Here is a 24,749-nt window from a genome sequence, read left to right as displayed (position 1 = left end):
TTTATATTTTTTCTATTTCTGGTTTAAAAGCTATTTCAAATTTTGGTAAATTTTCAATTAAAAAATCATTCATTCTACCCCAATCCTCTTTATGAAACAAATTAACATTATCAAGTATAGCCCTGACTCTACTTGATTTACTGTCAGGTAATTCTTCCCAAAATAAATTACCTCCAAAAATTTCTTCAATCTCTATTTTTCTTTTTAATAATTTACTGTAAATAATCTTATTCTCTTGCTTGGAAACTCTAGACATTAAAAACTCAATAGCAGTGTATTTTTTTGTAATTATCATTACAAATGAAAGACCTGTTTTACCAGCTCCGGTACTAAGCCAGTGATCTTTAGTTGGGTTTACATTTGAAAATAAACTTGTATTTTTAAGTTGAGGTAATAACTGTTTCCAAAAAGCCTTTCTTACTTCAAACCTGCTTTTAGTATCCACTTGTTTTTCATTTGAAAACTTGACTATTAACTCATCTTCCATTTCAAATAATAGTAATAATTTTTTTAGAATAACAAACTTTGAGCTACTATCCATATTTGTTTCTATATAGTAACCGTTTCTTAACTCATGAGGAGTTCTAAAATCATTTCTATTTTTATTTATTTTGAAGAAATTTTGATCTTGCAATAATAATTGCGCATTTTTTTCAAATAAAACGTCAATTACGTAATTGTACATTTGAGAAATTGCAGTTTCTTCAATTTTAGTATCTTCCAATATAAAAAACTCTAATTTTTGATGTGTTGGGTTTCCTGCATTAAAAATACTAACCTCAACATTTTCATTTTCTACCTGATATTCTATTTCAGGATATCCCCAAACATTTAAAAACCTTTCATATATAATATTAAAACGCTCATTATATTCACTAACAGTCCAATTTTCTATACCTTTTAAATAATCATTTAACCAAAGTCTACTATATTTATACCCTTGCTCTCGATTATTTGCATTCATGTCTCTCTTTGCTTTAAAAGACTTATTGCTTAGAGCTCCATTATTACCAGATAAAGTTAAATTTGCTACTGTATTTAGATAATAATCTTTAAATAACATAAAATCCTGAGGCGTCAAAGAAGTACTCCAATCTTCATTTGGGTTTTGAGGGTAAATATGCTCAATAGTAATTTCATCAATATTTGTATTCACATACTCTCTGTTATTAAAATTTTCTAATAACTCAAACATATAACTTCTATTCTTACTCTTTATATTATAAAGATCTTTATCTTTTAAAGCTGTTTTTAAATCTTGGTTTGTTGGGAATTTACCGCTACCTCTTTTTCTTATTAATGCAAGCGCTAAAGATTCAAAGTAATCTTCATAGTCAATTTCAGAATATAAGGTCATAAAAATCTTATTAAGAGCATTTGTAGGCAATCCTACAACAAACCTCCTCCATGTGTAAGACTGAATTAATTTTAATACTTTAAGCAAAGTTTTAATATCAATAATATCGTTTTCTAAGTCTTCAAATACTTGTAATAAAAAAGGATAAGAAACATTAATTTCTAAACGTGAGATATACTCTAACTCTCTTCTCAAACTTGAATCTAGTTCAGTAGAAGGGTTAATAAATTTTTTATAGTGAAATGATAGTGTTTTTATATTTTCAAGTTCTTCACTAAAATCCGCTTCACTCTTATTACTGTATAGTTTTTTAAACTCAAGGTATACCTTCCCTTTGTTAGGTATCTTTTTAGTTTTTAAAGTTATATAATCTCTTATATAATCTGACACAAGAGATTTTTGCTTACTTAAATCCCTAGCATTTTCTTCTATAGGATTCCAAATATGCGTAAAAATTTTATATTGTTCTTTAGGCTCTAAATCCATAAGAATAAAATTTCTAATTAGATCAGATTGAGATAATTCTAAACCTGTTGAGTTTAAACTTTCAAATATTCTTTGTGGATCATCCTTTCCTCTTTCTAGAGATATTTCAACAAAAATCAATCTTTTTAGACCATTGATAAGTGTTTGAAAATTATCAAGTTTTATAATTTCTCTAAAGAAGCTATAATTTTCAATTACATTAGAATATGATTGAAATTGATTTTCCGTTGAGTTCATTATAGCTTTAAACGCAAGTGAGTTGTTATCTGTTTGCTTTAATTTCAATTTGCTTGACTCATTTTCTACATACTGGTTTACCAAAAACATATTGTATAGCATGTCTGCCTCCTTCTCTAAGCCATTTTCTTTAGCAAAACGATATAAGGCAACATACAGTATGTTTATAGTTGTAAGACGTTGCTGACCATCTATAATTACTAATTCTTTGACCTCACTAGTACTGTATGTACCTTCATGTATAAATACAATACTTCCAATAAAATGAGTTCCTCTGTTTTGATTTTCAACAGCTAAAATATCATTTGCTAATTGTTTGCATTCACTTGTTGTCCAATCATAATTACGCTGATATACAGGTATAACAAATTGAATATTTGGAGCTTGTAAAAAGTTATTTATAGGTAGTTCGTTAGCTTTCATAATAATTGATTCTTAAGAGTTTTCTACAATTGCAATTTCTTCATTAGTAAGATCATACAACTCATAAACCATAGCATCTATTTCCTTATCTGTTTGATTTATTTCATTTTTTAGAACTTGTGCTTTTTGTTGTTCTTGTAAAAAATAATCTTCCCATTCTGACTCTTCAGCCAAACTTAATTTTATTTTCTTCTTTTTTAGTTCTTTTACAAAATCTGCAAAAGTGAGTAAATACCAATTCTCTAATTTTTTGGGTAGTTTTTCTAAAGCCTCAAATTTTCGTTGAAGTGTTCTTTGGAATTTTGAAGAGATATCTTGTAAGTTTTTACTGCTTGAAAGAATTTGATTTACATTATAAATCATTAGATCTGAGTTTGCAGAAATTTCAGGTAAAGGAAAAGGTTTTAAATAATTTGTTTTAAAAACATAGTAACCCCCTCCATACTCTGATCCTGTATTCTTTAGAAAAAACCACATTAATTTTGAATTTAAAATACCCAAATAATACTTTTCATCAACGTCAAATTTTTCGTTTTTAACAAATGAATAAACTTTAGTGTTATGGTAATATTCTCCATTTTGATCATATGTCATATTACAACCTAAAGATATTTCTCTTGTCATAATTTTAGATATTTCAACATTGGAAATACCTTGTTTTCTACTAAACAAAAACCATTCATCTTCATTATTGAATCTTCCTTTTTCACGATTTCTTAAAAAGTCTTCATTTTGTTTAAAATACTTGGCAGATAAAGGAAAATCATCCTCAATTTCATCAAACCTCATTGAAATGGTTTTTTTATCTTTAATTATATAAGGAAATATTATATATTTTTTAATTAATGGCTTTTCATACTTAAAAACATCTCTCCCACCAATAATAGGTTTTAAAATATTTAACTCAACTTCAACCTTACAACGATTCATTTCAGAATAAAAGACTCCTATATCACCTTTTTTTTCAAGTAATTCTAATGTAAAAAACTTATCACCACCACTAGCAATTCCTTGAAAAATTTTATCAAAAACATCATCAACTGTATAGGGTTGTGTTTTTAAATTTTCAATCACATCAAATACACTTTCGCTTTGTAAATCCCAATTATCACTTGATAAATTAGCATATGACATTGTATCCCAAACAAAAAGTTCAAAAAGGCTATGTGGATTTACTTTTTTAAATTTTACCTTTTCTTTATGCGTTTTTGTTAAATCTACAATACAAGTATAAGTTGCTGCATCCTTAAATACAATTTCAGACCCAAAATGCACTAAATTTTCAACAGCTGTATTTTTTTTAAAAAACGTTCTAATTCCTTTTCCAAAATCACTTACTAAAAACTTATGAGGAAGAATAAAAGAAACTATTCCTTTATCGTTTATAATTTTGTAGGATGCCTCCATAAACAAAGCATATAAGTCATAATTTGCAGTTGCAGACACATATTTACTTTCGTAATAGACACACATTTCTGGATAATGCTCCATTAATCCCTGTTTTCTAACATAAGGTGGATTTCCAATGACCACATCAAAGCCGCCTTTAGCAAATACTTGTGGAAATTCTTTTTCCCAATTAAAAACTTTATCTCCTCCAATTTCAGGATCATCTATTAAAGAGTTCCCACATTTAATATTGTTATTTAAGCTGTTTAATTTTCTATTGGGTTGTGCAGTTCTTAACCACAAAGAAAGTTTGGCTATTTCTACACTTTCTTCATTTAAATCAACTCCAAAAAGGTTGTTTTCTAAAATGCTATTTTCAACATCACTTAAAACCATGGCATCTCCAAATAATTTTGCTTGTAGCTCATCTATATAACCATGCTCAGTAATTAAAAAATTAAGCGCCTCATTTAAAAAAGCACCAGATCCACAAGCTGGGTCACAAATGGTTAATTGCAATAACCAATCCCTATAATGTTTTAGTTTTTCTACTAAGGGTTTTATAGTTTTTTTCTGTCTTTTTTTATCTGTAAAATAATCAGCTTCAATTATACTTAGTGCTGTTTTCTTTTCATGACAGAGTTTACCAACGGTATTTTCTACTATATACTTGGTAATGTATTTAGGTGTATAAAAGACCCCATCTTTTTTACGCTTGGTATTAATTTTATCTATGGCTGTGCCCTCTAATTGTGCTTTTACTTCATCTAACTCATTTAAAGAGTTTTCAAAAATATGTCCTAGTATATTTACATCTACTTCAGAAGCAAAATCATAATCTGCTAATTTTAACGTATGCTTATATAGTAGTTCATCATCTATTACAATGTTTGCTAAAACTTCATCTGGTTTAAAAAGACCTCCATTATAGGCAAATATATCATACTGTTTACCTTTAAAACCTGTATTTAAATAGCCAAAGTATTTTTTAAACCTTTCATATAGTGGTGAGTAAGCGTCTAAGTCTTTTAGTTGTTTCCACTGCGTTAAAATAAGCCTAACAGAGTTTGGTGGTAGTAAATTCCTATCTTCTGCAAAGAATAGGAATAAGAACCTATCTAACAATTTCTGAGATTTTTTAAAAAGCTCTAAAGGCTCAAATTGTGGGTTTTGTTTTGTTAAATCTTGAAACAATTCACGCTTAAAAAGAGAATAGTCTTTGTAAAGTTGTTTAGTGATTTCTTCCTCTTGACTTAGAGATTCTGCTTTTAATTTTTTTGGGATGTGTTTTTTAATATTCTCAAAAGCCACACACAAATACAATAATTTAAAATCTTCTTCAGTCAGTTTAAAAAGATTAAACTCTATATGCTCTGTGGCATTGTCTATATAAAAGCGTAATTTCTCAAAGTTAGAAGTTATCACGTATACACAACCCGTCTGGTTGTTCTTATATCCAAAAGCTTGTGCTTCTACCTTAGCTAAATCTGTGGTATTAGTACCTTTTAATTCTATAACACCAAAAACTTCACCACCTATAATAATTCCACCATCTGCCTTTTTACTGTCTTTTACATTTTTAAGTTCTGTAGTAAGATTAAAGTTAGTGTCTGGGTTTAAGGTATATCCAAACACATTAACAAATAAATGTATTAAAAAACCTTCTTGATATTGCTCTTCTTTTGCATTTCTAATATTCTCTTGTTTGGTAGGGTCTAAAAAATGAGATTTAAATAAAGTCCATTTTTCAGAAATTACTTGCTCATTTTGATTATTAAGATATTTGTTAACTACTGTATTTTGAAATATTGCCATTTAATTTTAAACTATTTATAAAATAATATCACTTGTTAAAGTAACAGCAACTAATGTAATCAATTTATTGTAAAGTTTTAAGACCTATTAGACCACAATAAAATAGAAATCACTGCCAATTATAATAAATGTGTGCCAAATGTGTGCCAAATGTGTGTCAAATGTGTGTCAAAATTATAATTATTTTAAAATAAATACTTAAATTTACAAAGCGTTAAGTGCTTGTTAAAAACAGTTCAGATTGTCTGTAAACCCTTATTAACAGTAGTTTGTAAACAACAAAAAAGCCTCACATTTCTGTGAAGCTTTAAGTGAGCCCTGAAGGATTCGAACCTTCGACCGCCTCCTTAGAAGGGAGGTGCTCTATCCAGCTGAGCTAAGAGCCCGTAATTTTTTAGTTGTTACGTCCAACTTTGTCGGGGTGGCAGGATTCGAACCTGCGACCTCCTCGTCCCAAACGAGGCGCGATGACCGGGCTACGCTACACCCCGAGTGCAATTTTATAGCGGAGAGACAGGGACTCGAACCCTGGCGACAGTTTCCCGTCGACAGATTAGCAATCTGCTGCATTACCACTCTGCCACCTCTCCCGAAAGTTCATTTAAAATTAACGAACTTAAAATTGCGAGTGCAAATGTAATATTAGAAAAACAATTTACCAAGATGTTTTTCAGTTTTTTTTATTTTTTTTTCGTTTTTCTATTCTGGGTATTCTACCCTTAAATGATAGATGTTCATTAGCTTTTTCTTAATTACTTTTTTTATAATTTCTATCTCTTTAAAAGTAACGTCTGAATTTAAAAATTGATTTTCTGTCATTTGCTTATCTATAATCTTGTCTATAAGATCATTAATAGATTGGGCAGTTGGTTTTGTTAGACTTTTAGAAGCTGCTTCAGCAGCATCACACATCATTAAAATTGCTGTTTCTTTAGAAAAAGGATTAGGCCCTTTGTACTGAAACTTTTTTATATTGATATCTACACCTGGGTTTTGCTCCTTTTCTTTCATATAAAAATAGTAGGCTGTACTAGTTCCATGATGCGTTCTAATAAAATCTATAATTCTGTCTGGCAATTTATATTTTTTCGCAATTTCTACACCTTTTATTACATGGTCTGTAATAATTTTTGCGCTATCTTCTGGAGATAAATCGTTATGAGGATTTACACCTGTTGTTTGGTTTTCTATAAAGTACATTGGATTTACCATTTTTCCAATATCGTGGTACAAGGCACCAGTTCTTACTAACATAGAATTTGCTCCTATTTCATTGGCTGCAGTTTCTGCTAAATTTGCAACTTGCATAGAATGCTGAAAAGTACCGGGTGCTTTTTCATTTAGCTCTCTTAAAAGTTTTGTGTTAGTATTTGAAAGTTCTAAAAGTGTTACATCAGATACCAAACCGAATACTTTTTCATAAATATAAATTAATATAATGGCTAAAAATGAAAGCAATCCATTTATGGCAAAAAGAATAAAATAATCTAAATTAATTTGTGATGCATTACCTTCTTTAATAATAGAAAAAGCAAAGTAAGTTATCATATAAATTAACGTAATCTGAGCTACAGAAATAAATAAATTTGCTCTTTTATACAGCTCTGATACTGTTAAAATAGTAACAATACCAGCAATAATGTGCAGATAAATAAACTCGAAACTATTAGGCACAACATATCCTAATAACAATACTGTTAAAACGTGTGTAAACAAGCCTAATCTTGCATCAAAAAAAGCCTTTAACACAATTGGTAAAACACTTAATGGTACTACATATAAGTAATCTGAATTGTATTTTATAACCAATGTTTGTATAAAAATCATGATAAAAACATTGAAAAATATAAAAGTTACTTTGTTGTTATTGTTATAAATTTCTAACCTATTTATTTGAAGAAAAAGTAAGAGCATTAATAATGCTAATGCTACTAATATGGTATATCCAAAAATAATCCAATTGTAATTAGAGTCTGTCCAAACTTTAGATTCAGACTCACTTTTTAAGGAGTTTAAAATAGCTAATTTTTTACCTTCTACAATATCACCTTTTAATATTATAAGTTCTCCAGAAGACACTTTTCCTTTCGTGTAAGAGATGTTTCCTATTTCATTATCTATAATTTTATCAGTAAAAGAAGCATTATAGCTTATGTTAGGTGTAATTATTTCTGATAAGATATTAAAAACTTCACTTTTGAAATAAACATTGGTTTTAGTATTGACACCTTTTGTTATTGCTAATAAAACATCATTAGAATTATTTAGATTCTTAAATAAAACATCCTCTATAACATTCTCTTTTTTTACTACAACTAACTCATTTGGGTTTAATACTCTATCTTGACTAATAACTTCTAAAAAGCCATTTTCATATACATTATTTATTATTTTAATACCAATATCTTCAAATTCTTGAATTTGCTCTTGAGAAATTGTATCATTTTGTTTTAAAGCGCTTAATTTTCTTTTGTAAACATTAATTACTTCATTGGGTATAGAAGAGTCATAATCAAAATAAAGCTTTGCATTTGCAATTATTTGTTTTTTTTCTATGGTAATTTCTTCTTCTGTTTTTTGAATGGCAAAATCAAAAGGTGCATATAAATTATCATATTTCCATAATTGACCATTGCTAAAATCATACTTAAACTGGCCTCCTTTTGGAAAAAGATATACAATAGCAACTGTTGTAATTAAAAATAAAATTACTTTGTAAATAATTGCATTATTTTGATAGAGTTTGTTAACGATGTTACTCATATTTAATTTCTTATAATAACAAACTTACAGTAAAATAATTTAGGTTGAAAATACTAATTACACAATCCTTAAAAAATTGATTAAATTTAGTTAATTTAGCAAAAAGTCAGAAATTTAAAGTATGATAACGATATGAAAGAAGTAGTAATAGTATCTGTTGCAAGGACCCCAATTGGTAGTTTTATGGGTAGTTTATCTTCTATATCTGCTACAAAACTAGGTTCAATAGCTATAAAAGGAGCCTTAGAAAAAATTAATTTATCGCCAGATATGATTCAAGAAGTATATATGGGGAATGTAGTTTCTGCTGGCTTAGGTCAAGCTCCTGCAAGACAAGCTGCAATTTATGCTGGCATACCAGATACTGTACCTTGTACAACTGTAAATAAAGTATGTGCTTCTGGAATGAAATCTATTATGTTAGCAGCACAAACCATTGCTTTAGGTGATGCTGAAATAGTGGTTGCTGGAGGTATGGAAAACATGAGTGCTATTCCACATTACCAACATGCTAGAACTGGCTCTAAATTTGGCCCAATTATTATAGAAGATGGCATGCAGAAAGATGGTTTAGTAGATGCTTATGACAAAGTAGCCATGGGAGTTTGTGCAGACGAATGCGCGAGTACTTATGAGTTTACAAGAGAAGAACAAGATAATTACGCTATTCAATCTTACAAGAGGTCTGCTGAGGCTTGGAACAATGGAAAATTTTCTGATGAAGTTGTTCCTGTAAAAATACCTCAAAAACGTGGAGAACCTATTATTTTTTCTGAAGATGAGGAGTACAAAAATGTGAAAATGGAAAAAATAGCAGCTTTACGACCTGCTTTTACAAAAGAGGGTACAGTTACTGCAGCAAATGCCTCTACAATAAATGACGGTGGTGCTGCACTTGTTTTAATGTCTTTAGAAAAAGCAACAGCATTAAACTTACAACCTTTAGCAAAAATTAAAAGTTATGCAGATGCAGCTCATGAGCCCAAATGGTTTACAACTGCACCTGCAAAAGCATTACCAAAAGCCTTAGCTAAAGTAAACTTATCAATTAAAGATGTAGACTATTTTGAGTTAAACGAAGCATTTTCTGTAGTTGGCTTAGCCAATATGAAATTATTAAATATTACAGACAACATAGTTAATGTAAATGGAGGAGCTGTATCTTTAGGACATCCTTTAGGAGTCTCTGGGGCTAGAATAATTATTGCTTTAACATCAATTTTAAAACAAAATAATGCAAAAATTGGTGCTGCAGCAATTTGTAATGGTGGTGGTGGTGCAAGTGCAATGATATTAGAAAGAATTTAATTTTATTAATAAATCTATGCTGTTTGGCATTTGTAATTTAAGTATTGTTCCTTTAAGAGCAGATAAAACCGAAAAGTCAGAAATGACTAGTCAAGTTCTTTTTGGTGAAATTTTTGAGATTTTAGAAACCGAAAAACTATGGAGTAAAGTTAGATTAAACTTTGATAGTTTTGAAGGATATATTGATAACAAACAATTTATTGAAATTTCTGAGGCTGACTATGTACGTTTAAAAAACAATGAAAATGTTTATGTTGCTGAAATTTTAGATTTTATAACCTCTGCAAAAAACGACCTTATAACCTTACCTATTGGTGCTCATTTACCATTTTTCAACAATGGCCAATTAAGAATAAATAATCAACAATACACTTATGAAAACGCAGTTTTTAATGGGAAGTCTAATAAAAAAGATATTTTAAAAACTGCTTTTACTTTTTTAAATGCCCCTTATTTATGGGGCGGTAAAACACCTTTTGGTATCGATTGTTCTGGTTTTACGCAAATGGTTTATAAACTTTGTGGTTACCAATTATTTAGAAATGCAAAAGACCAAGCAACACAAGGTATTGTTTTAAGTTTTATTGAAGAAAGTGAAGCTGGAGATTTGGCTTTTTTTGATAATGAAGAGGGAGAAATTACGCACGTTGGTATTATTTTAAATGATTATCACATTATACATGCGTATGGCAAAGTTAGAATTGACACCTTAGACCATAGTGGAATTTTTAATGCAGATTTGCAAAAACACACCCATAAACTTAGGGTAATAAAAAAAATGATATAAAAAAACCGAAACTTTTAAGTTTCGGTTTTTTTATATAAGTAAAAATTAAGATTAATTTCCAGATCTCATTTTCTTATAGATGGGTCTAAGAGCATCTGCTTCTTTTTCCATTCTAAGAGTATCATAAATATTCAATAAAGATCTTACAGTGCCTTCTGTTCTGTTTAAACTATCTGCTTTTATAATAAAAGGTAAAGCTTTATTATATAATGCTCTTTGCTTTTCTTGTAACTCATCATACTTTTTAAAGTTAGATAGGTTTTTATTCATTTCATCTACAATTTCTTTCTCTTCAGCAAGCATAGCAACAGCTAAATTCATGTAAGCATCTCCATAATCTGGCTTTAACTCAATAGCTTTTTTGTAATAATTAATTGCTTCTTCTGTTTTGCCTTCGTTAGCATTTACAACTCCTAAATTAAAAAATAGAACTGGGTTTGTAGGATCTAATTTTACAGCTTCTTCCATTAAAGCACCGAATTTATCCATTTTCTCTAGTTTGATGTATAACTGCGCTTCATTTAAAATTAAGTTAACATCTTTTGGATTTGCTTTTCTAGCTTCTTGTAATGCAACAATTGCTTCTTCTGTTTTCCCTTGGTTTACTAAAATATAACCAATATTTTTAACAATATCTGCCTGCTTAGAAGTTGTTGTTTTGTTTTCTGGTTTAATATAAGTACCTGTTTTCATCATTAAATCTCTTTGCTGTTTACTTCCAAGATTTACGACTTTTCCAGTAGCTTTCTCAGTGGCAAGGTATTGTGTTTGAATACCTGTATAACCTACCTCTTTTAAAGTTCTATAATATTTTAAAGAAGTATCGTATTCTTTTGCTAAAGAAGCACTTACTGCTGCGTTATACAGATAAGCTGTATCCTTTGGGCTTAACTTATATGTTAATGCAAAGTTTTTTGCTGCTTCACTATAATTTTTATCATTATTGTAGAAGTTTGCTCCTAAAGTAGAAACTTCTTGTACTAGTTTATTTAGTAAAGGTTGTGCTACTTTTGTATATTTTTGTTTTTTAATTTCTTTCTCGTAAGAAAAAAGTGTATTGTAAGATTCTGCGGCTCCTTCAAAGTCTTTTTTACCTGCTAAAGCCTGTCCTTTTAGAAAGTAATATTTAGCCTTGTATTTTTCATCCATACCTGCTAACAAGCCATCTAAAGAACTTATTGCAGATAAAGCTTCTGAATATTGTTGCATTTTAATTGCCTTTTCTGCAGTTTTTAATTGTTTCTTTTGACCAAATGCTAAAACCGTCATTAGACCTAAAGAAAGCGTTATTATTTGTTTTTTCATTTTAATGATTATTTAATTTATTATTGTTTTCATTATTTTCAATTTCTGTACTATTTTCTATTTCGTCTTCAGAATCTTCTTCATGAACTACTTTAGCAACAGCAGCAATACTATCATCATCTTTAATTTTTATCAATCTAACACCTTGTGTTGCACGTCCCATAACACGTAAATCTTCTACAGCCATTCTAATGGTTAAACCAGATTTGTTTATAATCATTAAATCGTTAGAATCGTCTACATTTTTAATAGCTACTAGGTTTCCTGTTTTATCAGAAATATTTAATGTTTTTACACCCTTACCTCCTCTATTGGTAATTCTGTAATCTTCTAGGTTAGATCTTTTACCATAACCTTTCTCAGAAACAACTAAAATATTGCTTTCCATATCGTTTACGGCAACCATACCAATAACTTCGTCATTTTCGTGTTGTAAAGTAATACCTCTTACTCCAGATGCGGTTCTACCCATTGGCCTAGTTTTCGCTTCTTCAAAACGAATGGCTTTACCAGATTTTAGTGCTAGCATTACTTGGCTATCTCCAGTGGTTAATTTTGCTTCTAATAGCTCATCTCCTTCTTTAATAGTAATTGCATTAATACCATTTGTTCTTGGACGAGAATATTGCTCTAAAGAGGTTTTTTTAACTTGACCTTTCTTAGTGGCCATGATCACATAATGACTATTTATGTAATCTTCATCTTTTAAATCTTGAGTAACTAAAAAGGCTTTTACAGAATCGTCTTGTTCTATATTGATAAGGTTTTGCATTGCTCTACCTTTGGTGTTTTTTCCACCCTCAGGAATTTCATAAACACGCATCCAAAATACTTTCCCTTTTTGGGTAAAAAACATCATATATTGATGGTTTGTACCAACAAATAAATGTTCTAAGAAATCTTCGTTTCTTGTGGTAGCTCCTTTTTGACCTCGTCCTCCTCTATTTTGAACCTTATACTCATCTAAATTTGTACGTTTTAAATACCCTGCGTTAGATATGGTAACTACAACTTTAGTATCAGGAATCATATCTTCTATTCGCATATCTCCACCAGCATATTCTATGGTAGATCTACGCTCATCTCCATATTTATCCTTGATATGAAGTAATTCGTCTTTGATGATTTGATAACGTCTTGGTTCATTTGCAAGAATATCTTTTAAATCAGCAATTGTTAACATGATTTCTTCGTATTCAGAACGTAATTTATCTTGTTCTAAACCTGTTAACTGACGCAAGCGCATTTCTACAATTGCTTTTGCTTGAATTTCTGATAACTCAAAACGTTCAATTAATTTTTCTCTAGCTTCATCGGCATTAGAAGACCCTCTAATAATTGCAATAACTTCATCGATATTATCTGATGCAATTATTAATCCTTCTAAAATATGAGCTCTTGCTTCTGCTTTTTTAAGTTCATACTCTGTTCTTCTAACAATTACTTCGTGTCTGTGTTCAACAAAATAATGGATTAATTGTTTTAGATTTAATTGCTCTGGTCTTCCATTTACCAGGGCAATATTATTTACACTAAAAGAAGTTTGTAACTGCGTATACTTGAAAAGTTTATTTAATACAATATTTGGTATTGCATCTCGCTTTAAAATATATACGATTCGCATTCCATTTCTATCAGATTCATCACGTATATTGGCAATACCTTCTAATTTCTTTTCGTTCACCAAGTCAGCAGTTTTCTTAATCATATCTGCTTTATTTACTTGGTAAGGTATTTCTGTAACAATAATACACTCGCGCCCTTTTACCTCCTCTATATTAGCTTTCGCGCGCATTACAATACGACCACGACCTGTATGAAAAGCATCTCTTACACCATCATAGCCATAAATAATACCACCTGTTGGAAAATCTGGAGCAGTTACATGCTGCATTAACTCGTCTATTTCAATATCTCTATTATCTATATAGGCAACCGTACCATTTATAACTTCTGTTAAGTTATGTGGTGCCATATTTGTTGCCATACCCACTGCAATACCAGATGCACCATTTACTAATAAGTTTGGTATTCTTGTTGGTAATACTGTAGGTTCTTGTAAGGTATCATCAAAATTTAAACGATGATCTACAGTATCTTTATCAATATCAGCTAACATTTCTTCTGATATTTTTTGCATTCTAACCTCTGTATAACGCATTGCTGCAGGAGAATCACCATCAACAGAACCAAAGTTACCTTGACCATCTACCATCATATAACGCACACTCCAATCTTGTGCCATACGCACCATAGAATCATACACAGAAGTATCTCCATGTGGGTGATATTTACCTAATACTTCTCCAACAATTCTTGCAGATTTTTTATAAGCACCTGTAGCTTTAATCCCCAACTCATGCATACCATACAAAACCCTTCTATGCACTGGTTTTAAACCGTCTCTTACATCTGGTAAAGCTCTAGATACAATTACCGACATTGAGTAATCTATGTATGCAGATTTCATCTGCTCTTCAATATTAATTGGAATTAATTTTTCTCCGTCTGCCATATATATTTTCTATTAATATTATTCATTTTTTTAAAACAAGGCAAGATACTATTTCTACTACTACTTTCAAAGATTTATAAGCGATGAATTAAAGAGAGTTATCAACATTTTTTGATAATTTTTAACACTTTTTTATTTGGTTGATTTTCAATCGTTTTATATTTTAGTTGTATGGTCAAACTGTCAGTTTTTTAGAGTTGGCATCTTTTTTGTCATTATTCAAAAAAAAAAGGATTAAATTTACATCAATAGATAATAAAATATGGACGATAATTTTTCACCAAAAGTAAGAGATGTGATAACGTTTAGTAAAGAAGAGGCTCTAAGATTAGGTCACGAATTTATTGGAACTGAACATCTTTTATTAGGTTTGATAAGAAAAGGAGAAGGAAAAGCAATGGAGATTTTAACTGCATTTGATGTAGACACCACGCTTTTACGTAAAAAACTAGAATTATTAAACCCCGTAAACCCTGCATTTGCAGAAGAAACAGAAAAGAGAAATTTGCATTTAACAAGACAAGCAGAAAAGGCGCTAAAAACAACTTTTTTAGAAGCTAAACTATACCAAAGTGACTCTATAGACACTGCTCATTTATTATTATGCATTCTGAGAAACGAAAACGACCCAACCACTAAGTTGATTCAAAAATATCATGTAAATTATGATGAAGCGAAAGCTTTATACAAACAGTTGCATGCAGAAAATACAGATTTACCAGAAAACCCTATTGCAGAAACATCTTCTGATGATGAGTTTGCTTCAGAAAAATCAAATCCTTTTGAACAACCTCAAAAAAGTAAAACTATAAAAAAATCTAAAACACCTGTTTTAGATAATTTTGGAAGAGATTTGACTGCATTAGCAGAAAATGGTAAGTTAGACCCAGTTGTTGGTAGACAAAAAGAAATAGAGCGTGTTTCTCAAATTCTAAGTCGTAGAAAAAAGAACAACCCCATGTTAATAGGTGAGCCTGGTGTTGGTAAATCTGCCATTGCAGAAGGTTTGGCTATAAGAATTGTAGAACGTAAAGTTTCTAGAATCCTTTTTGACAAAAGATTAGTTTCTTTAGATTTAGCTAGTTTGGTTGCTGGCACAAAATATCGCGGGCAATTTGAAGAACGTATGAAAGCGTTAATGAACGAACTAGAAAAGAATGAAGATATTATACTTTTTATCGATGAAATACACACAATTGTTGGTGCTGGTGGTGCTACAGGCTCTTTAGACGCCTCTAACATGTTAAAACCTGCCTTAGCAAGAGGAGAAATACAATGTATTGGAGCTACCACTTTAGATGAATACAGAACAAATATAGAAAAAGATGGAGCCCTAGAACGTCGTTTTCAAAAGGTAATCGTAGACCCAACTACTGTTGAAGAAACGATTCAGATTCTATATAATATAAAATCGAAATACGAAGAACATCACCATGTAGATTTTACAGACGATGCTATAGAGGCTTGTGTAAAATTAACAAATAGATACATGACTGATAGATACCTACCAGACAAAGCTATAGACGCTTTAGATGAAGCGGGTTCTAGAATACATATCACTAATATTGTTGTTCCTAAACAAGTTGTAGAGTTAGAAACTCAATTAGAAATCATTAGAAACAAAAAAACCAAAGCTGTAAATGGGCAAAAATATGAAGAAGCTGCCAAGTTACGTGATGACGAAAAAAATATGGAAGCTGCTTTAGATTCTGCTCAAAAACAATGGGAAGATGATTCTAAATTGAATAGAGAAATTGTAACAGAAGACAATGTTGCAGAAGTTGTTTCTATGATGACAGGAATTCCTGTAAATAGAGTTGCAGAAGCAGAAAGCCATAAGTTACATGAGTTACCTCAATTAATTAAAGGTAAAGTAATTGGGCAAGATGTAGCTGTAACTAAAGTGGTAAAAGCTATTCAAAGGAATAGGGTTGGGTTAAAAGATCCAAACAAACCTATTGGTTCTTTTATTTTCTTAGGACAAACTGGGGTTGGTAAAACGCAATTAGCTAAAGTTTTAGCAAGAGAGTTATTTGATTCTGACGATTCTTTAATAAGAATTGACATGAGTGAATACATGGAAAAATTTGCTATCTCTCGTTTAATTGGAGCACCTCCAGGATATGTTGGTTACGAAGAAGGTGGTCAATTAACAGAAAAAGTTAGAAGGAAACCATATTCTGTAATTCTATTAGATGAAATTGAAAAAGCCCATCCAGATGTATTTAACATGTTGTTACAAATTTTAGATGATGGACATATTACTGATAGTTTAGGTAGAAAAATCGATTTTAGAAATACCATAATTATTATGACTTCTAATATTGGTGCAAGACAACTAAAAGATTTTGGTGGTGGTGTTGGTTTTGGCACTTCTTCTAAAAAAGAACAAGCAGATGCACACGCTAAATCTGTAATAGAAGGCGCTTTAAAGAAGTCTTTTGCACCAGAATTTTTAAATAGAATAGATGATGTAATCGTATTTAATGCACTAGAAAGAGAAGACATACATTCTATTATAGATATCGAATTAGATAAGTTATTGCATAGAATTGCTGATTTAGGCTACACATTAAACTTAAGCGAAAAAGCAAAAGATTACATAGCAGATAAAGGTTTTGACAAAAAGTATGGTGCTAGACCTTTAAAAAGAGCTATCCAAAAGTACATAGAAGATGCTTTAGCAGAAGAAATTGTTAATTCTAAATTATCTGAAGGTGATACTATTGCTATGGATTTAGATGAAAAAAACAATAAACTTACCATTAAAATCAAAAAAAGTAAAAAGAAAGAAGAAAAACGAACAGAGCATGAATCTGATTCTTAAATAATCAAAAATCCCAAACCAATGTTTGGGATTTTTTTTATGAGTTTATCGTAAATTTAAATATTATCTTTGTAAAATTAAATTATAAAAAATGAAGAAAATAAACCTAATATTATTGGCAATTATAGCAATGGCTTCTTGTAAAAAACAAGTGCCTTTAAACTATGTTACTCTAGGAGGTAAATTAGAAAATAATAAAGAAAAAACATTAACAATATCTGATAGAAATAACAATACAATTAAAACAATTACAATTAATGAAGATGGTACTTTTAAAGATACTTTAAAAGTTGCTAAAGCAGATATTTATGTATTGCAAACAAGCAATACTAAAAGAGCGCCAATTTATCTTAAAAATAGTTTCGATATTTTTGTAGAAGCTGATGCAAATAACTTTATGAATAGTTTTAAGTTTTCTGGAAAAGGAGCTGAAAATAGTTCTTTTATAATTGCTCAGGTACTAGAAAGTCAAAAAATTGGAAACCCACAATTAATTGTTAATTTAAAAAAAGAAGAATTTACAGAGAGAATAAACACTATTGAAAAAAGATTTGATAGTATTCTAAACTCTTACCATAATTTAGACAGTGCATTTGCAAGTAATATTAGTTTACAAAATAAGCAAATGATTACTTCTTTTAAACAAGCAAATAACTCATACCTCTTAACAGGAAAAGGCAGACCATCTCCAAAGTTTGAAGATTATGTAGATTATAAAGGTGGTAAAAAATCTTTAGACGCTTTTAGAGGAAAATATGTGTATTTAGATATTTGGGCAACTTGGTGTGGCCCTTGTATACAGCAAATACCATATTTAAAGGATTTAGAAAAAGAATATCATAATAAAAACATAGAGTTTGTTAGTATTTCTACTGATGAAGCTCGAAAAAATGGTGGTTCTTGGGAAGCTGCAGAAAAAAAATGGAGAAACTTTGTAAAAGAAAGACAATTAACAGGTACGCAGTTATGGTCTGGAAAAGATTATTCCTTTCAGCAAGCATATCAAATTACTGGAATACCAAGGTTTATTTTAATAGACCCACAAGGAAATATTGTGGATGCAAATGCACCAAGACCTTCAGATCCAAGAATAAAACAATTATTTACTTCTTTAGGGATTTAGTAGGCAGCAGGCAGCAGGCATTAGGCAGTAGGCAGTAGGCAGTAGGCAGTAGGCAGTAGGCAGTAGGCAAAAATAAAAAGGCGAAATTCTAAAATTTAGAATTTCGCTCTTTTTTTATCTTGTTTTTTGTTTCAAAAAAAAACTACTCTTTGTAAACTCCCATATTTGCATATTTATCCATCCTTTGTGCTACTAGATCTGTTTCAGATAAATCTTTTAAATCTTCAAAGGCTGCAATAATTTGACTTTCTACAGCTTTGAAAGCGCCTTCTCTATCAGAATGAGCCCCACCTACTGGTTCTTTAATAATACCGTCAATTAACTTTAACTTTTTCATATCGGTTCCTGTTAATTTTAAGGCTTCTGCTGCTTGTTCTTTGTACTCCCAGCTTCTCCATAAAATAGAAGAACAAGATTCTGGAGAAATTACAGTATACCAAGTATTTTCCATCATGTACACCTTATCTCCTACTCCAATACCTAATGCACCACCAGAAGCTCCTTCCCCAATAACAATAGTTATAATTGGTGTTTTTAAACGTGTCATTTCTAAAATATTTCTAGCAATAGCTTCTCCTTGTCCACGTTCTTCTGCTTCTAAACCTGGGTAAGCACCTGGTGTATCTAATAAAGTTACTACAGGAATTCCAAACTTTTCTGCCATCTTCATCAAACGTAAGGCTTTTCTATACCCTTCAGGGTTTGCCATACCAAAATTTCTATATTGACGCGTTTTTGTATTAAATCCTTTTTGTTGACCAATAAACATGTAAGATTGATCGCCAATTTTACCCAAACCACCAATCATTGCTTTATCATCTTTTACACTTCTATCTCCATGAAGCTCCATAAAAGTATCTCCACAAATTGCATTAATATAATCTAAAGTATAAGGTCTATTGGGGTGTCTAGATAATTGTACACGTTGCCAAGGTGTTAAATTTTTATAAATATCTTTTCTAGCTTTTTCTAATTTTTTTTCAATCTTTCTACAAGTTGCTGTTACATCAACTTCACTTTCTTCACCAATATTTTTACATTTTTGCAATTGATCTTGCAGGTCTTTTATTGGCAATTCAAAATCTAAATATTCCATTTGTAGTTATTTGATTTTAATAATTTGTAAGAACAAACATACTATAAAATTTACTTTTTAAAGTAAAATAATCTTACTTTTTTCTGTTTAAGCTTTGTGTAAATTTATGCTTTAAGTTTACTCCTTTTTTTATAACTCCGTTTAACAAAACTACAAATAATACGATAAACGCACCTATATAAAATGTGTTACTCATTTGTTCTTTTTCTCCAAAAATTAATACTGCTAAAACTATAGCATAAATAGGTTCTAAATTTACGGTAAGCATTACTGTATAGGGAGATATATGCTTCATCACTTTTACAGAAGCAATAAATGCATAAGCTGTACAAACTGAACTTAATATAAAAAGATATAGCCAATCTAAATTAGAAAGTTTAAAAAATGCCATAGTAAAACTAATTGTACATAAAAGGTACATAGCTACAAATAAAGTTCCGAAAAAAAGTTGGTATAAAGTTATTTTTTCTGCTTGATATGTTTTAATAAACAAGCCATTTAAGACTGCAAAAAGAGATCCTAAAAAGGAGGCAATTAATGCATAAATAACTCCTAATTTATATTCGTTTTCAAAATTGAATATGATATACAAACCAACGATAACAAAGAGCCCTAAAAGTATTTCTAATGTTTTTATTTTCCTTTTAAAAAAAATGGGTTCTAACAGTGATGTAAAAAAAGCGCCAGTACTCATAGTTACCAATGCCACTGAGACATTTGATAATTTTATGGCTTTAAAAAAAAAGATCCAATGAAGCGCAATAATAATACCTGTTATTAGAAATTTAGCTACTCCTTTTGCATCTAAAGAAAACTTCTTTTTTTTAATTAAAAAATACAAGACGATAAAAAAAACAGCCAACGCCATTCTAAAAAAGACTAAGGGAATAGCATCAATAGAAATTAAAGCCCCTAAAATAGCTGTAAAGCCCCATATAAATACAATAAAATGTAATAGCAGGTAATTATTTAGCTTACTTTCTTGCATCTATATACAAGTAGATTGATAAAATACCAAATATAATATTGGGTATCCAAACGTACAATAGAGAGTTTACTCCGGCTACAGAACCTAATACCTCTCCAATTTTCATAAAAAATACATAGAGAAACATAATACCTACACCTATAGCTAAATTTACACCTGTGCCTCCTCTTCTTTTTCTAAAAGCCAATGCTACTGCAATAATGGTTAAAATGTAACTTGCAATTGGCAGACTTGTTCTTTTGTACAATTCTACTAAATATGCGTTTAAGTTTTTAACGCCTCTTTTTTTAGATAAATCTATAAAGTTAATTAATTCTCCAGAAGGCATTTCTTGTGCAAAGGCAGATTTGTAAATTAAATCTCTAGGTGTAAAATTAAATACCGTATCTAATTTAGTCCCTCTAAAAATACTGTCTTTGTTTTTATAAACTTTTCTTAAACGCCAGGTTCCTAATGCATATGTAGAATCTTTAGGATTGAATTTTATATTATCTGCAAAAAGCTTTGTTTTTAATTCTAAACCATTGTAAGTTTCTGAAGCAAAATTATAACCTGCATTTGTTTCTGTATTAAAACTTTTAATAAACACATACGTACTATCTGTTAGTTGCAAACTAAAATTGTTTACGTATTTAAATTCGTTTTTTTGTTTGGCATTGCTAATGTATTTTTTTTCGAAACTTTTTCTGATCTTACTACTATTTGGCACCACATAATGATTCATGCCTAAAGAAATAATAGTTACCAAAGTAGCTCCTACAAAATAAGGATATAACAACCTTGTAAATGAAACTTTTGCATTGGTTATAGCAATAATTTCTGTATTATTAGATAGTTTAGATGTAAATAATATAACTGCAATAAATAATGCCAAAGGCATAAATGTATTGGCATAATAAATGGTAAAGTTTAGGTAATAATCATTTAAAATTTCTGCAATTCCTAAATTGGGATGCTCTAAAAAATTGTCTACTTTTTCAGATACATCGATAGCTATTGCAATAGGTATCAATATGAGTAGAGTAAACAAAAATGTTACCAAATAACGTTTTAATATGTACCAATCTATTATTTTCAAAAGCGTAGCTTTTTTTTATTTTATATACCAACTTAAATTCTAAATTTTAAACTTAGAACCTAGAAATCTAAAGTCGTTTATCCATTTGTTTTACCATTTTATCTTTCCACTCTCTAAAATCTCCAGCTAAAATATGTTTTCTTGCTTCTCTTGTTAACCAAACATAAAAACCTAAATTATGAATAGAAGCTATTTGTTTACCCAACATTTCTTTGGCAGCAAATAAATGACGTAAATAGGCTTTAGAATAAATTAAATCTACATGAGTAATTCCCATTTCATCTATTGGAGAGAAATCGTCTTCCCACTTTTTATTTTTAATATTAATAGTGCCATGTGCTGTAAATAACATTCCATTTCTTGCGTTTCTAGTTGGCATAACACAGTCGAACATATCTATACCCAAAGCAATATTTTCTAATATATTAATAGGTGTACCTACACCCATTAAATAACGTGGTTTGTCTTCTGGTAATATTTCTGTGACAACCTCGGTCATTGCATACATTTCTTCTGCTGGCTCACCTACAGAAAGACCACCAATAGCATTTGCTTGCTGATTGGAGTTTGCTATATATTCTGCAGATTGTCTTCTTAAATCTTTATACGTACTTCCTTGTACAATTGGAAAAAACGTTTGCTCATAACCATATTTATAAGGCACTTTTTCAAGATGATTAATACATCTATCTAACCACCTATGTGTCATGTGCATAGAACGTTTTGCATAATTATATTCACATGGGTAAGGGGTACATTCATCAAAAGCCATAATAATATCTGCACCTATTGTACGTTGTGTTTCCATAACGTTTTCTGGTGTAAAAAAGTGCATAGAACCATCTATATGACTTTTAAATTTTACGCCTTCTTCGTTTATTTTTCTTCTTCCAGAAAGTGAATATACTTGGTAACCACCAGAATCTGTTAAGATATTTCTATCCCAATTCATAAATTGGTGCAAACCACCTGCTTTTTCTAAAATATCTAAACCTGGTCTTAAATATAAATGATAAGTATTTCCTAAAATAATATCTGGATTTACTTGTTCTTTTAACTCTGTTTGATGTACGCCTTTTACAGTACCTACTGTGCCTACTGGCATAAAAATAGGTGTTTCTATTGCTCCATGATCTGTAGTAATTACACCTGCTCTGGCTTTACTTTTTGGATCTGTTATTTTTAAGTCGAATTTCATTGTCGGCAAAGATAAGACTATTTAAGAATTGTAAAATTAAAACGTTCTTAAAGATTAGATGTTAAAATCTTCTTTTCTTTTTTGAAGTAAAACCAGACTTTTTCTTTTTATTTTTTAGCGATGATTTTCTAAAAGCAGCACTTTTTTTATTAAAATTGTTTTTTGCAGGAGCCGATTTTCTTTTCGGTTTTGTAGCTTTTGGCTTTTCTTTAAGCAAAGAAGCTTCTTCGGTTTTAGAAGACAAGGAAATCATGGTGTTGATTTCTTTCATTTCATCTTCTGTTAATTCGCGCCAATCACCAGTTTGTAAATACCCCAATTCTACATTCATAATTCGGGTTCTTTTTAGCTTGGTAACTTCGTAATCTAAATACTCGCACATTCTACGAATTTGCCTGTTTAAACCTTGGGTTAAAATAATTTTGAAAATTTTATCGCTTACTTTTTCGACTTTACATTTTTGAGTGATAGTTCCTAAAATGGAAATTCCATTACTCATTTTATCAATAAATTCTTGGGTAATAGTTTTATTTACAGAAACAAAATATTCTTTTTCGTGATGATTACCTGCTCGTAAAATTTTATTTACAATATCGCCATCATTGGTAAGAAAAATAAGCCCTTCTGATGGTTTATCTAAACGCCCAATTGGGAATAATCTTTCTGGATGATTGATGTGTTTTACAATGTTATTGGGTTCTCTACCATCTGTAGTAGAAACGATTCCTATAGGCTTATTCAATGCAATATAGAGGGTTTTGTTTTTTGGTTTTACCAACCTACCATCTAATTTTACCACGTCTTTTTTACCAACTCTATTACCTAATTGCGTTGGTTTGCCATTAATGGTAACTCTACCTTCGTTAATAAATTTTTCGGCCTCTCTTCTAGAACAAATTCCTGAGGAACTAATGTATTTATTTAAGTTTATGGTTTGCTGATTGTTAGTATCCAATGAATAAAATTTTACTACAAAAATATGGAAAGTTTTGTCAGAAATTTATGAATTTAAGTTCGAATATCTAACCTTTAGTTACACATAATTAAGATCTAATTAAAAAATTCTAGATTACCCTCAAGTAGACTAACAAAATTTGAAGCTATATCTCTATGGTTCTAAATGTTAAATTTACTCTTGGTGCTTGCACTCTTTTTGTTGGAGGTAATCTGTGTAACCAGTTGGTTTGGGTACCTTCTTTCATTACTAACAAACTACCATTTTCTAAAATTACATCTATTCTTTGTTTGTTTTCTTTATGTTTAAATGAAAATTTACGTGTTGCTCCTAATGAAAGTGATGCAATTGCGCCGTTTTTTTTTAGCATTTTTTCTCCATCTGAATGGTATGCCATTCCTTCTTCTCCAGAATGGTACAAGTTTAGCAAGCAAGAATTATAAGTTTCTCCACTTTCTTTTTCTACTATTTTTTTAAGTTGTAACAACTCTTTTGTAAAAATGTTTGCCGTTTTTATTATTCCTGAATATTTGTATGAAAAAGCTGATTCTCCATACCAAGCTACTTTTCTTTTAGTGATAATTTTCTTACCAAAAATAATGGCTTCGTCGTTTTTCCAATCGATGGTTTCTAATAGTTTTCTGTAATAAAATTCGCACTGCTTTTTATTGAAAACAACACCATGATAATTGGTTATGCCATCAAAAGGAAGTATGTTTTTTACAGTTTCTGAAGAGAATAAATCCATTGTATAAATTTAGTAAATCTAAGCCTATTTAAGCTCTTTTACATAAGTATATGTATCAATACTTAAACACCAATTTATAGTGTAATAATGATTGATTTAAAGTATTATGTATATTATTTTTAGAATAACTAACTTCCTTTTTTTTTAAATCTACTTAGTTAAATAGATATAACCTTTACGCTCTTTCATGTCTCCATTCTTTTTATATTTTAAGATATAAAAGTAGGTTCCTGTTGGTAGCGACTCTGAGCTGTTTACTGTGCCTCTTCCGTTTGATAAACCTTGGAAATATTTCCCATTTTGTCCATATCCTGCAACGTTATACACCTGTACTCCCCAGCGGTTAAAAAT

16 protein-coding genes and 3 tRNA genes are annotated in these 24,749 nt (G+C 30.1%); 4 read left to right on the top strand and 15 right to left on the bottom strand.

Annotation, left to right across the window (positions count from 1 at the left end):
• Position 1: 1 nt before the first annotated feature.
• The 6 genes from AC2D6T_RS03930 to AC2D6T_RS03905 form a co-directional block, all read right to left on the bottom strand.
• Positions 2-2,503, bottom strand: coding sequence for a DUF4268 domain-containing protein (locus AC2D6T_RS03930; RefSeq protein ID WP_484680528.1), 2,502 nt, complete (start codon positions 2,501-2,503; stop codon positions 2-4).
• A gap of 12 nt (positions 2,504-2,515) precedes the next feature.
• Positions 2,516-5,707, bottom strand: a complete 3,192-nt coding sequence (locus AC2D6T_RS03925; RefSeq protein WP_484680527.1) for an Eco57I restriction-modification methylase domain-containing protein — start codon at positions 5,705-5,707, stop codon at positions 2,516-2,518.
• Positions 5,708-6,019: 312 nt separating this feature from the next.
• A tRNA-Arg gene (locus AC2D6T_RS03920) sits at positions 6,020-6,093 on the bottom strand.
• 30 nt (positions 6,094-6,123) lie between these two features.
• Positions 6,124-6,198, bottom strand: a tRNA-Pro gene (locus AC2D6T_RS03915).
• Between the two features lie 15 nt (positions 6,199-6,213).
• Positions 6,214-6,297, bottom strand: a tRNA-Ser gene (locus tag AC2D6T_RS03910).
• A 109-nt stretch (positions 6,298-6,406) separates the two neighbouring features.
• Positions 6,407-8,470, bottom strand: a complete 2,064-nt coding sequence (locus tag AC2D6T_RS03905) for an HD family phosphohydrolase (protein ID WP_484680526.1) — start codon at positions 8,468-8,470, stop codon at positions 6,407-6,409.
• Between the two features lie 132 nt (positions 8,471-8,602).
• Here AC2D6T_RS03905 and AC2D6T_RS03900 point away from each other — a divergent pair, with 132 nt between their 5' ends.
• Both AC2D6T_RS03900 and AC2D6T_RS03895 read left to right on the top strand, forming a co-directional pair.
• On the top strand, positions 8,603-9,778 hold the full coding sequence (locus AC2D6T_RS03900) for an acetyl-CoA C-acyltransferase (protein WP_298950014.1): 1,176 nt from the start codon (positions 8,603-8,605) through the stop codon (positions 9,776-9,778).
• 19 nt (positions 9,779-9,797) lie between these two features.
• Entirely contained in the window at positions 9,798-10,565 is a 768-nt protein-coding gene (locus tag AC2D6T_RS03895; protein ID WP_438989793.1) for a C40 family peptidase, read from the top strand.
• Positions 10,566-10,616: 51 nt separating this feature from the next.
• On the opposite strand, the gene AC2D6T_RS03890 is transcribed toward AC2D6T_RS03895, so the two are convergent.
• Entirely contained in the window at positions 10,617-11,870 is a 1,254-nt protein-coding gene (locus AC2D6T_RS03890) for a tetratricopeptide repeat protein (protein WP_347186331.1), read from the bottom strand.
• Between the two features lies 1 nt (position 11,871).
• Positions 11,872-14,385 carry a DNA gyrase subunit A gene (gene gyrA / locus AC2D6T_RS03885; protein ID WP_484680525.1) on the bottom strand — a complete coding sequence of 838 codons (2,514 nt, stop codon included), beginning with the start codon at positions 14,383-14,385 and terminating at the stop codon, positions 11,872-11,874.
• 262 nt (positions 14,386-14,647) lie between these two features.
• On the opposite strand from gyrA, the gene AC2D6T_RS03880 reads away from it, so the two are divergent.
• A complete protein-coding gene (locus AC2D6T_RS03880) occupies positions 14,648-17,212 on the top strand; it encodes an ATP-dependent Clp protease ATP-binding subunit (RefSeq protein ID WP_484680524.1) in 2,565 nt (854 codons plus the stop codon).
• 91 nt (positions 17,213-17,303) lie between these two features.
• A complete protein-coding gene (locus AC2D6T_RS03875) occupies positions 17,304-18,335 on the top strand; it encodes a TlpA family protein disulfide reductase (RefSeq protein ID WP_484680523.1) in 1,032 nt (343 codons plus the stop codon).
• Between the two features lie 142 nt (positions 18,336-18,477).
• Here AC2D6T_RS03875 and AC2D6T_RS03870 read toward each other — a convergent pair whose 3' ends face one another.
• The 7 genes from AC2D6T_RS03870 to AC2D6T_RS03840 all read right to left on the bottom strand — a co-directional run.
• Positions 18,478-19,431 carry an acetyl-CoA carboxylase carboxyltransferase subunit alpha gene (locus tag AC2D6T_RS03870; protein ID WP_298949996.1) on the bottom strand — a complete coding sequence of 318 codons (954 nt, stop codon included), beginning with the start codon at positions 19,429-19,431 and terminating at the stop codon, positions 18,478-18,480.
• Positions 19,432-19,504: 73 nt separating this feature from the next.
• Positions 19,505-20,419, bottom strand: coding sequence for a DMT family transporter (locus tag AC2D6T_RS03865; RefSeq protein ID WP_484680522.1), 915 nt, complete (start codon positions 20,417-20,419; stop codon positions 19,505-19,507).
• A complete protein-coding gene (locus AC2D6T_RS03860) occupies positions 20,406-21,497 on the bottom strand; it encodes an LptF/LptG family permease (RefSeq protein WP_298949990.1) in 1,092 nt (363 codons plus the stop codon). Before AC2D6T_RS03860 ends, AC2D6T_RS03865 begins: the two co-directional genes overlap by 14 nt.
• A 67-nt stretch (positions 21,498-21,564) precedes the next feature.
• Positions 21,565-22,695 (bottom strand): tRNA guanosine(34) transglycosylase Tgt, encoded by a 1,131-nt coding sequence (tgt, locus tag AC2D6T_RS03855; protein WP_438989781.1) that lies wholly within the window; start codon positions 22,693-22,695, stop codon positions 21,565-21,567.
• Positions 22,696-22,756: 61 nt separating this feature from the next.
• Positions 22,757-23,650 (bottom strand): 23S rRNA pseudouridine(2604) synthase RluF, encoded by an 894-nt coding sequence (rluF, locus tag AC2D6T_RS03850; protein ID WP_484680521.1) that lies wholly within the window; start codon positions 23,648-23,650, stop codon positions 22,757-22,759.
• A gap of 145 nt (positions 23,651-23,795) precedes the next feature.
• Positions 23,796-24,398: an alpha-ketoglutarate-dependent dioxygenase AlkB family protein gene (locus AC2D6T_RS03845; protein WP_347186475.1), complete on the bottom strand. Its 603-nt coding sequence runs from the start codon at positions 24,396-24,398 to the stop codon at positions 23,796-23,798.
• 150 nt (positions 24,399-24,548) lie between these two features.
• Positions 24,549-24,749, bottom strand: a 201-nt coding sequence (locus tag AC2D6T_RS03840; protein ID WP_484680520.1) for a T9SS type B sorting domain-containing protein, incomplete at its 5' end; no start/stop codon positions are given.

The organism is Polaribacter sp. YIW18, assembly GCF_057219325.1.
The sequence above is the reverse complement of the archived record's forward strand: the minus strand, read 5'-3'. Positions and strand labels throughout refer to the sequence as shown.

Excerpts from the sequence above, each read along its gene's own strand:
- AC2D6T_RS03900 (WP_298950014.1), top strand. The coding sequence starts at position 8,603 with ATGAAAGAAGTAGTAATAGTATCTGTTGCAAGGACCCCAATTGGTAGT.
- AC2D6T_RS03845 (WP_347186475.1), bottom strand. The coding sequence starts at position 24,398 with ATGGATTTATTCTCTTCAGAAACTGTAAAAAACATACTTCCTTTTGAT.
- AC2D6T_RS03930 (WP_484680528.1), bottom strand. The coding sequence starts at position 2,503 with ATGAAAGCTAACGAACTACCTATAAATAACTTTTTACAAGCTCCAAAT.
- gyrA (WP_484680525.1), bottom strand. The coding sequence starts at position 14,385 with ATGGCAGACGGAGAAAAATTAATTCCAATTAATATTGAAGAGCAGATG.
- AC2D6T_RS03880 (WP_484680524.1), top strand. The coding sequence starts at position 14,648 with ATGGACGATAATTTTTCACCAAAAGTAAGAGATGTGATAACGTTTAGT.
- tgt (WP_438989781.1), bottom strand. The coding sequence starts at position 22,695 with ATGAAATTCGACTTAAAAATAACAGATCCAAAAAGTAAAGCCAGAGCA.
- AC2D6T_RS03870 (WP_298949996.1), bottom strand. The coding sequence starts at position 19,431 with ATGGAATATTTAGATTTTGAATTGCCAATAAAAGACCTGCAAGATCAA.
- AC2D6T_RS03925 (WP_484680527.1), bottom strand. The coding sequence starts at position 5,707 with ATGGCAATATTTCAAAATACAGTAGTTAACAAATATCTTAATAATCAA.
- AC2D6T_RS03865 (WP_484680522.1), bottom strand. The coding sequence starts at position 20,419 with ATGCAAGAAAGTAAGCTAAATAATTACCTGCTATTACATTTTATTGTA.
- AC2D6T_RS03875 (WP_484680523.1), top strand. The coding sequence starts at position 17,304 with ATGAAGAAAATAAACCTAATATTATTGGCAATTATAGCAATGGCTTCT.
- AC2D6T_RS03890 (WP_347186331.1), bottom strand. The coding sequence starts at position 11,870 with ATGAAAAAACAAATAATAACGCTTTCTTTAGGTCTAATGACGGTTTTA.
- AC2D6T_RS03905 (WP_484680526.1), bottom strand. The coding sequence starts at position 8,470 with ATGAGTAACATCGTTAACAAACTCTATCAAAATAATGCAATTATTTAC.